The sequence below is a fragment of the Vibrio hibernica genome, from assembly GCF_015223435.1.
Taxonomy (GTDB): domain Bacteria; phylum Pseudomonadota; class Gammaproteobacteria; order Enterobacterales; family Vibrionaceae; genus Vibrio; species Vibrio hibernica.
Genome location: NZ_VHKO01000072.1, coordinates 1 through 10,149 on the forward strand (window position 1 = coordinate 1; position 10,149 = coordinate 10,149).

Annotated in this window: 8 protein-coding genes; 1 reads left to right on the plus strand and 7 read right to left on the minus strand. The window is 43.2% G+C overall.

The features are described from left to right. Positions 1-140: 140 nt before the first annotated feature. The 6 genes from FH976_RS14645 to FH976_RS14670 form a co-directional block, all read right to left on the minus strand. Positions 141-800, minus strand: a complete 660-nt coding sequence (locus FH976_RS14645) for a hypothetical protein (protein ID WP_194091538.1) — start codon at positions 798-800, stop codon at positions 141-143. A gap of 104 nt (positions 801-904) precedes the next feature. Then, entirely contained in the window at positions 905-1,405 is a 501-nt protein-coding gene (locus FH976_RS14650) for a hypothetical protein (protein WP_194091539.1), read from the minus strand. Positions 1,406-1,517: 112 nt separating this feature from the next. Beyond that, the gene (locus FH976_RS14655) at positions 1,518-2,333 is read right to left on the minus strand and encodes a hypothetical protein (RefSeq protein WP_194091540.1); all 816 of its coding nucleotides are present in this window, start codon (positions 2,331-2,333) and stop codon (positions 1,518-1,520) included. Between the two features lie 433 nt (positions 2,334-2,766). Beyond that, complete coding sequence (locus tag FH976_RS14660) at positions 2,767-4,212, minus strand: sucrose-6-phosphate hydrolase (RefSeq protein ID WP_194091541.1); 1,446 nt, start codon at positions 4,210-4,212, stop codon at positions 2,767-2,769. Next, entirely contained in the window at positions 4,209-5,168 is a 960-nt protein-coding gene (locus FH976_RS14665; RefSeq protein WP_171736152.1) for an aminoimidazole riboside kinase, read from the minus strand. Before FH976_RS14665 ends, FH976_RS14660 begins: the two co-directional genes overlap by 4 nt. Positions 5,169-5,363: 195 nt before the next feature. Continuing rightward, a complete protein-coding gene (locus FH976_RS14670) occupies positions 5,364-6,803 on the minus strand; it encodes a sucrose-specific PTS transporter subunit IIBC (protein ID WP_016786638.1) in 1,440 nt (479 codons plus the stop codon). Between the two features lie 234 nt (positions 6,804-7,037). Here FH976_RS14670 and FH976_RS14675 point away from each other — a divergent pair, with 234 nt between their 5' ends. After that, positions 7,038-8,024: a LacI family DNA-binding transcriptional regulator gene (locus tag FH976_RS14675; protein WP_194091542.1), complete on the plus strand. Its 987-nt coding sequence runs from the start codon at positions 7,038-7,040 to the stop codon at positions 8,022-8,024. Positions 8,025-8,159: 135 nt separating this feature from the next. Here FH976_RS14675 and FH976_RS14680 read toward each other — a convergent pair whose 3' ends face one another. Beyond that, positions 8,160-9,533, minus strand: a complete 1,374-nt coding sequence (locus FH976_RS14680; protein ID WP_194091543.1) for a carbohydrate porin — start codon at positions 9,531-9,533, stop codon at positions 8,160-8,162. Positions 9,534-10,149 lie beyond the last annotated feature (616 nt).

The following is a 10,149-nucleotide window of genomic DNA, read 5'->3' on the forward strand; positions in this document are numbered from 1 at the left end:
TTTCGGAGCTCATTTTTGTTTAACTTTAATTATATGTTGAACACCAATTTAACGTGTTTTTGGACAGAAACCGTTTAGGTTTTTTGCTCTAAACGGTTTTAATCAGATTAGAAAAAGTATCTTGAAACCTTAGTTGTTTGTTAAGGCTCTCGTACCACACCATCTACTAACACTATTTCCGAAATATGGTCAAAGCACTCGTCTAGCAACCCTGTATATATGCCAATAACACGCTCAAAACATCTAACCCATTGATCTAAAATAACTTTAAATGCTTCATCACTTGCATCTGCTAGTGAACCTTCAAACTGCGCAGCAAGAGATAGCCCCGATAGTTGACTTAAGCCACCTCCTTGAAACCTCTCTTGATGCACATGAGAATTACGTATATTCATCAGTGGTTCAATATCGTTCGACAATGCTTCAAAAACTGGTTCAAGCCGCAACTTTACAGATTCATTAGGAAGTGCCCTGCCATAGACTTTTTGGATTCTATTTGTATAGCCTTTGAGCAACTCTTTAAGCACATAACAATCGCTATAAAATGCATGAACTACATACTCTAAGTACTTTTCTCGGGGCACGCTTTCAGATACGGGAAAGTCTGACTTCAACAACGTTAATGAAAATTTCATAGCTTCAAATGAATCAAATACCCCTTTAAAGCCGTCTAGGAGCATTGGAAAATATTCCGTCTTATAGTCTTCAGGCATTTCACCTGCGAGCATAGCCTCACCAATTGGTTTTACTTTTTCTACAACCCAATTAGCTATAGCTTTTTCATATTCTTCTAATGTCATTTTTCCTCCTGAGCCCTAACACCCGCCATAAGGTACGCCCCACTGAACTCAAAACCAAAACTGCCTATTATAAAGCGTCACACTTGATGGCCTTGTTAGCTGATTTACCTAGCTAGTAGAGCTACAACATCTAGCTTACTCGTCGCGATGATTGAATAAGACGCTAGAATTGACGGTATTAGTATTTCGACTAATAAGCGAGTGTAGAATATAGGCTTAGTTTTCGAGTAAACCATTTGTACTCTTTTCGAGAAATCCACCTCTAGATTAGTATGATATTCATCACGATAGCCACGTTCTCGTGCAGCTTCAGTCTTCAACTCTTCAAGTTGTTTTGATGTAATTAACAATTGCCATGCTTGTAATTCCGAAACAATATAAACAATGAAAGTAACTAAAAAGTAAGCGATAGCCAAAGCCAACAATGTCATCAAAGCTTCCAAGTTTGAAGATGAAAACTCAACTCCAAACGCAGATATTTTGGTAGGAACTAACCCTACTTTCGCAGTTACAATACCTAAAACAGAAACAGCAAGCAGATTCCGTCGGGCTTTTCTAGTTGTCTCGTTTAATGGCTCTCTAAGTCTATCTGTAAAATGATTCATTTATTATTTACCTAATTAGCGCCGCAATAAGCGGTGAATGAACGCGTGCTATATTTGAGCGTAAGCGAGTCGGCACGCGTTCATGAATTCGACTTAATTACTTGTTAAATGGTTATTCGTCTGGGTCGAATGTATGCTCAGGGTAATAATTGAGGACATTGTACATTTTTGGTTTGCCTCTCACGGTTTGAACTTCCACATCTACAACAAAAGCGAGTTCTTGCCATGGCTTACCTAATGATGGATCGGGGTGCAACATAGCCTCTTTTAAAGCATTGTTTTCAAAGATTACTTTTAGTGCGGACTTTGAAATGTCATCAATAATTGCTTTATTACCTGTATCAGAGTTTGGGTCAAATTTAGTTTGATACCAGTACATTACCTTTTTCAGATACTTATTTTCTTGCGGAGTATCGATGTCCTCAACTAAGCGACCAATTCGATTTTGTATTGCGGCTGCTTCTGTGGAGTTTAATATAAATTGATTGACGACCTTACCACCATCAGAAACATTGATATTCATTTGTGAACCATTGTCTTTAGCGATTGGCTCTACAATTTTGTTCCACTCTTGAAGGTCTTGCTTGGTCATATCTTTTGGCGGCTGATCGCTTTTACCCAGTAACCAGTTACAACTGCTCTGGACTACATTCGCCCATTCAACCAATGAGCCACCTGACCAGATTAATGGGACTATAGGGGCTGCCTGCGAAACCAGCTCGACTACAATGGAACCTTTTCTCACTTCTTTAATGAGCAGCTCTGAGCCTACATCCGTCAATGCATCTGTCTCAGATTCCACAAATTTGTGAAATTGCTTATTAAACGACAACAAGGATAACGAAAGATCTTCTAATCCAACTGGTAGCTTATTGTCTATCTTGATTTCTAACTTTTTTGAAAAATCTATTTCTACTATGTTCGACATTGTTTCCTAACCATTAACGCTTATGGACGGATTTTTTCCATTTTAGCAGTCCATTTATCTTGAAGATGTTAATTGTGAACCTCAAGGCATATTAGGTTGTTGTGTGATATGAGAAGAGGTTTAGGGGTATTCCGCATAATTCTCAGTGGTACGGATTAAGTTAACTTGGCCTAATGCTTTGCACTACAGGTAATTGGTTTGTTAGGGCTAAGAAACTTTGTGGCATTTTCGTGATAGAAAGTGCCGTGAGTAAGAATTCAGCTTATGAAGATTTTGGACAATTTCGTGTTATATGAAATGCTAATTTAGCATTTAGCGGATAACTTGAGGTATAGCAAATCCTCTAATGTAGCGGCCCAATTCACTTGGCCACTACAAAAATGCTTCAAGGCAATACAAACCACTCGTAAAGTGGTTTGTAAATTGTAACAACTTAATCATCTAGTCCTTTAATTGGGCTCATTGCGTGATAAACAGTTTTTACACAATCAGTAATGGACAGCGCGTTCAAGTCATCGATGAAGAAACGACTGGTCATTGTATGTTTACCGCCATTGATAAAGATTTCGATCACCGATTTATCGACATAAACTTCGATAGTTTGCTCAACACTTAACCTCGGCGCTTTTCTCACACAGCCAAACTCTTCCGCGTAAAGTTGAGACATCTGACTGCGATCAAGCATGAACTCCGTTTCTGTAGCACTGAACACGATATTCTCGCCCGCAGCATTTGCAAGCGTTAACTCAAACTCGTCCGTTTCCGTTTCAAGCTGAACCATGAAGCTGGTTGTACCCAGTTCAAGAACGCTCTCAACCGTAACAGCTTCGCCTTGCAGCGCTTTCAATTCAGGTAGAGCCGACTGCACCAGATAGCCATCTTGGATGTGAAGCTCGCGTGGTAGCGACAACATGCCCGCCCACTGATGCTCATTAGATGGTGTATCAATCTCAGGCAGACCAATCCAAGCAATCAGAATGCGGCGACCTTTATCATCTAAGTAAGTCTGTGGTGCATAGAAATCGAAGCCATAATCTGGCTGCGCAATATCTTGATGGTTTTCCAGTTCTACCGAATCTAGATTTAGGCTGTCACCGACAATATAAGCCACCGAGTAAATGTTTTTGAAATCGTATGGGTTTTCGCTAGACACACCTTGTGGAGAAAACAACATCACCGACTGATTGTCTATTTCAAAGAAATCTGGGCATTCCCACATATAGCCAAGATCGTTGTAACGAGTTTGAATTGGACCTTTGTGCTGCCAACTCATCAGGTCTCGGCTGCGATATAGCGCCATTGAGCCAGTCTCTTGGGGCGTTTGAGCACCCACAACCATCAGATAATCGTCGCCCTGTTTCCACACTTTTGGGTCGCGGAAATGTTCGGTGTAGTGATCGTTTTCGATAACCACGCCGTGCTTTTCTATTTTGCCGTCGGCAGACATCTTGGCAAAACATTGAGTTGGCACTCGCAACCAATTTTCATCACGCTTGTTACCGGTAAAAAACAACAATGCATTGTCGTTTTCAACCAATGCACCACCAGAGTAAACACCGTGAGAGTCGTAATCTTGGTCTGGGTGTAACCCAATGCCGCGGTCTTGGAAATGAACGAAGTCTTTGGTAGAAAGGTGGTACCAGTACTTCATACCATGGACTGGGCCAACTGGCGTCCATTGGTAAAATAGGTGGTGCTCACCATTAAAGAAACACAGACCATTCGGGTCATTAAGCAGACCAAACTTAGGCGCAATATGGTAGCTCGGATATCCAGCGTCTTGTTTACGAAGTTTTATCATCGCATCAATGCTGTCTTGTGAAATCTCTTCTATACGACGATATCTTTGCTCTACTGTCCAGTTCGAGTTCAAACTCATACACTCTCCTCTACGGCATTCGTATTTGAAGAGTCTTTTTGAATAAACTGAGTTAGAGCCTCTTGCGTTGGAAGTGCAGTCATCGCACCTTTTTGCGTAGTTGCCAATGCACCACAGCCATTTGCCCAATGGATTGCAGAATCAACGACTTGTTGATTATTCCACTCTTCATGTTGAGAAAGCTTTGCAAGTAAGCCGCCAACAAAAGCATCGCCTGCGCCTGTAGTATCCACTGGCGTCACTGAGCGACCTGAAATCAACACACCTTGGTTTTCAAATACTCGCCAAACCCCTTTCGCGCCCTGCGTAACCAAAACAAGCGTGTTGTTAAGATCTGCAATGTTAGCCAAACCTTGTTCCACCGAAGTTGAATCGGTTAGGAAATCCAGTTCTTCTTCTGAGAATTTAACCACATCAGCCAATTCAACCGCTTTCATGACTACAGACTTAATTTCAGATGGGTTTTGCCACACTTCATCACGAAGGTTTGGATCGAAGCTGATGTAACCGCCCGCGGCTTTCATACGTCGGATTGCTTCAAAAGTGCTGCTTCGGCTTGGTTCATTAGCCAAAGAGATTGAGCAGACGTGTAGCCACTCGTTTTTCTTACATTCGGGAATGTCTTCAACAGACATAAACTGGTCGGCACTTGGCTTAACCATAAACGTAAAACTGCGCTCGCCTTGGTCATCAAGATCAACCACCACGGTTGATGTGCGTTGTTCAGGGTCCTTCACCAAACGCTCGGTATTCACACCTTCCTTTTGCAGAGTCACTTCCATAAAAGTGCCAAATGGATCGTTACCCACTCGGCCAAAAAATGCGCTTTTGCCTAAAAGGCGAGAAATCGCTACCGCGACATTGGCAGGCGCACCGCCCGGACATTTCAATAATGTCGCGTCAGTCTCCGGAATGAGGTCGACGACGGCGTCTCCAGTTACCCAAACTTGATTCATCTTTCTTACCTTAAAACTGAAAATCATGACAAACAAAAGCGATGGCAATCGAAAGCAGTAGCAACCAAAAGCAAGGTGACACTTCACGCTGTCATGTAAAAATATAAAAAGGCTAGCTAAGCCAAATCACCTAGCTAGCACCCCAAAGCTTAGGAAATGAAGTGAAAAGGGGGGCTTCACTTCTAGGGAGAAACGTTAAGCTGTTGCTTTAATGTTTTGCTTGCTGCGCTCACGCAGACCTAAAATAACGGTCAAAGCAAAGGCAGTCACGAACGCGATAATCATACCTACCACGTAGTAGCCAATTTTTTCTGGTGATATTGAGATGATGCCAGGAATACCCGCCGCACCCAGTGCTTGTGCTTTCACATTGAACATAGTGATAAACGCGCTTGAAACCGCAGCTGCACAAACTGCAGCAATGAATGGGTAGCGAAGCTTCAAGTTCACGCCGAACATTGCAGGTTCAGTAATACCAAGCAAGCCAGTCACACCAGAAGGAATCGCGATACCTTTCATTTTCTTATCTTTACTCATGAAACCAACCGCCAGTGCCGCTGCACCTTGTGACACGTTAGACATCGCCGCGATAGGGAAGATGAACGTACCGCCAGTCGTTGCTATATCCGCAAGCAGCTGAGTTTCAATAGCAATAAAGCTATGGTGCATACCAGTAATAACGAACGGCGCATAAATCAAACCAAACACCGCACCACCAATAAAGCCAGCGCTGTTGTATAGCCAGTTAAGACCATCACCCAGTAGGAAACCGATATCACGTGTAAATGGACCTACAACCGTGAATGTCAATAGGCCAGTCACGAAAATAGCCAGTAGCGGCGTTAGCAAGTTATCCAGAACCGAAGGAATAACTTTACGTAGGCCAAGCTCAACTTTCGCTAGAATAAACGCAGAAACAAGAACGGGCAGTACTGAACCTTGATAGCCCACTTTCTCGATTTCGAACCCTAGAATGTTCCAAACTGGAATGCTGCCCGACACCGATGCGCCACCGAAACCCCAGCCGTTAAGCAAGTCTGGGTGAACCATCAACATACCTAAAGCCGCGCCAAGGTATGGGTTACCACCAAACTTCTTACTCGCTGAAAATGCTAATAAAATAGGTAAGTACACAAAAGGAGCATTAGCAAATGTATTGATCATGTTTGCTAAGTCGGTCAAACCCGGATTAGCGTCGATTAAAGATTTGCCATCAATGAACAAGCCTTGAGCCGTCAATAGGTTGTAGATACCCATCAAAAGACCACCAGCAACAATCGCCGGAATGATTGGTACAAAAATATCAGACAGGCCTTTCACTGCGCGCTGCAGGATATTTTGGTTGTCAGCACCTGCAGACGCCACATCGTTGGTCGACATTTCCGTCATTTCAGTCAGCTTAGCCAGCTCAGCATAAACTTGGTTAACGATGCCTGAACCAAAGATGATCTGATATTGACCTGCCACTTTAAACTGGCCCTTAACCCCTTCTAGGTTATCAATCGCCTGTTCATCAATTTTATCTTGGTCTGCAACCGCAAGACGCAGACGAGTCGCACAGTGTGCAAGTGCGGTGATATTACTTTTACCACCTAATAGAGAAAGCAGCTCTTTTGCTATTTTTGGATAATTCATTACATACCCCATTGGATTATCATTTGAGCTTTTGAGTTTTCGGGAACGTTTGCAAAGCAAATTTTTGCCTATAAATAACAAATGATCAAAGATAATGGCTCGATAATGTGAGAATGATCTTTAAATTATCTCCCTAAGATGAAGTGACAAGGTTAAAATCGCCTTGCAAACAGGAAATGTTATTCCAGGTTTGCAAACAATCCCAAAACTAAAATTACAAATGGATAATGAATAATGGCTAGTCTTCATGATGTCGCTCGTCTCGCTGGAGTTTCCAAGTCGACGGTTTCTAGAGTAATCAACGATGAGTATGGCGTAAAAGACGCGACCAAGGTGAAGGTGCGTAAAGCGGTCGAAGAGTGTGGCTATCTCCCAAACCAAGTCGCTAAAGACTTAAAGTCTCAAAAAACCAATCTCGTTGGTGTGATTGTCCCTAGGGTTTCTTCCCACGCCACCTCTCAGGGTGTCGATGGTTTAACCGCCGTCTTAGAGCAAGCGGGCAAGCATGTTTTATTAGCGAGCACACACCAAACACACCATAAAGAAATTGAATATATTCAGATATTTAACCAAAAACGCGTTGAAGGTATCATCCTGTACGCGACCCACCTCGACAACAAATTAGTCAAAGCGATTCAAAGCTCTGCTGTGCCGGTGGTATTGGTTGGTCAAGACGGGGCAATGTTTAACATCCCAAGCATTGTGCACGACGACACTCGCGTAGGGTTTGAAGCGGGTAATCGCCTCATAGCGAAAGGTTGTAAGCATATGGGATTCATCGGCGTGCAAGGCGATGATATTGCGGTTGATAAGATGAGATCGGAAGGCTTCGCTCAATCGCTTCAATTTAACGACCTCACACTGCAATTTCACGCTCGTGGCGACTTCACCATAGAGTCAGGTTACCAACTGGCTAAACAGTCTCTAAAAGAGCACACCAAGCTCGATGGCCTGTTCTGCGCAACTGACCGTATCGCAATCGGTGCGATCAGAGCAATTCAGGAAGGTGGACTCATTCCAGGAAAGGATGTCTTGGTACTCGGCGTGGGTGACGATGAACTTGCTTCAGTATGCACACCAACGCTGTCTACGTTTAACTATGCGTTTGATAAAGCGGGAGAAAATGGAGCTAAGCTGCTGCTCGACCGTATTGAGAAAAAAGGCTTGGAAATGAGTAAGATGGTGTTGACCTTCACCACAATTGACCGAGAATCTTGCTAGCAATTTATTTCAGAGATCAGGTTATCCCAAGATAAAAAAATGCCAACCTTCGAGTTGAAACGATAAGGTTGGCATTTGATGATGCGACTATCACATGATGATTAACACTCTCTATCTAAACGATATATCAGGTAATTAGAACCAAGTTTCCATCTGCAGTGCAAACAGAACCTCGCCGCCCTCTCCCATCGTTGCACCATCTGCTTCAGTGCTGATCGAGTAACCATTCAGGTCTTCACTCCAATCCACATAGCTCACAGCGAAACGCAGTTCTGGTCGGTCAAAGAAACCAGTGCTGGTTGAAAGCTTCAGTGTTGGTGCCACTGTCGCTTTGTAGAAACCGCCGCTCGCTTGCTCTGTCGAGTTGTCTAAATCCATGTATTGCAATGAACCTTCGTAAACCATCTCAAAGTTCTCTGTGAACTCTTGAGCTAATCGAACGTTTAAAGAAGCCCATGTGAACTCGTCATTCTTCTTCAAACGGTCTTGGCTATGCTCTGCCATTAATGCAGGTGCTAAGCGCCAGTTGTCACCAATGCGAGTAACACCGTAGCTAAACAGGCGAACGGCTTTTGCGTCATCCAGCAGGTCACCATTGGAACCGATGCCTTTTAGCTCTGCACCTAGGCCGCTACCCACTAACATGCCCGTTTTAGAGAAGCCTTCGCTCAGACCAAAGAAGTTGTCTCCATGGTACGCAAACATTGCGTGTACACCGCTTTCAGCAGCACCATTTAGGCGGCTATCGTTGTCTGCTGAAGTCATGCCACTCAACATAACTTGCCATTGGCCAATACGGTTATTCATCGTTGCAATGTAGTTTTCTACATCTGTTGATGAGCTATCAATCTCACCAAAATCTCGGCCATAAATAGAGAAATTCGCCTTCCAGTTGTCGCTCATCTGAACATCGTAAACGCCCGCACCAGTACCTGATAAGAAGACAATATCCGAATCGAAAAAGTGAATATCAAAGTTGTCGCGATCGAACCGTTTACCCGCCCAAAACGTTGCTTCAGAAAACGCTTCGGATTCAGAGAACATGCTCAGGCGGTTCAGTTCCGAATACACTTGTCGTACATTCAACTGGCTTTCACTGGCTGTCCATTCGTTATTTGTTTCAGTACTGTCGGCTAACATGATACGAAACAAGGCACTAGAACCATCATCCGCAAAACGCTTATGAATCAAGTTCGCTTCAACGTAATGATCATCTTCCACACCAAGTCGTCCAACTGGTGCACCAATCGCACCCGCCGCTGTCATGTAAGGACCAGTACCTGTAGCGCCGTTTAGGTCGTCGTTGATCAATAACCCAGAGCGTGCATAGCCGTGAAACTCAAACGAAGAAGCCTTTTCATTGGCTTCGGTAGAAACCTGCTCCGTTTGTGCAACTCTTTGTTCTAATTCATTAATACGTAGCTCTAATGCTGCAACGTCTTCACTTGCTAATACCGATGTAGTCATTAGCCCCATTGTTACAGCAACCGCTAAAGTGTGTAGTTTCATTCTTATGTTCTCACGTTAATTATTTTGGATTGTTTGCAAACGTTCCCAATATAATTCGTAAGCGCATTTCGGCTTATACTTTTGATGTACAAGCTCTATATCGAAGAAGAAATCGAAATCAGTCGTGTTGATTACTTCACTTTTGTATCTGGGTGGATGATAGATCGATAACTTCGGGAACGTTACCGAAAATACATAATTCTGATAACTTTGTCACAAGTGAAATTGATTAATGGGCGAAAAATAGTGTATCGCGCACATTGAAAGCTTTTCGAAGGTTTGAGGAGGGAGGTGCGCTCTAGTGATACTGGTTTATCTAAATCGCCATGAAGCATGATAAACGGTAGCGAATTTTTGGTGATGTAATATAGGCTTCAAGTTCGCGAACAGACTAACCTCTTAAGTTACATTTGCTTACTGCATTTGTATATCACTAATTAGACGCCCAACAGCCGGTTTTACCCTAGCATGACTCTGCCTCTATAAGTGCGTTATTCAAGGGGGAATTCGGATAACTTTTAGTCGGGTAAGTTCATATTAACAAGGTATAAATGAGGATTTACTCTGAATGACTTTGGGGCAAAGGTGAGCCAGCTAGGAAGCAGCTGACTCTAAG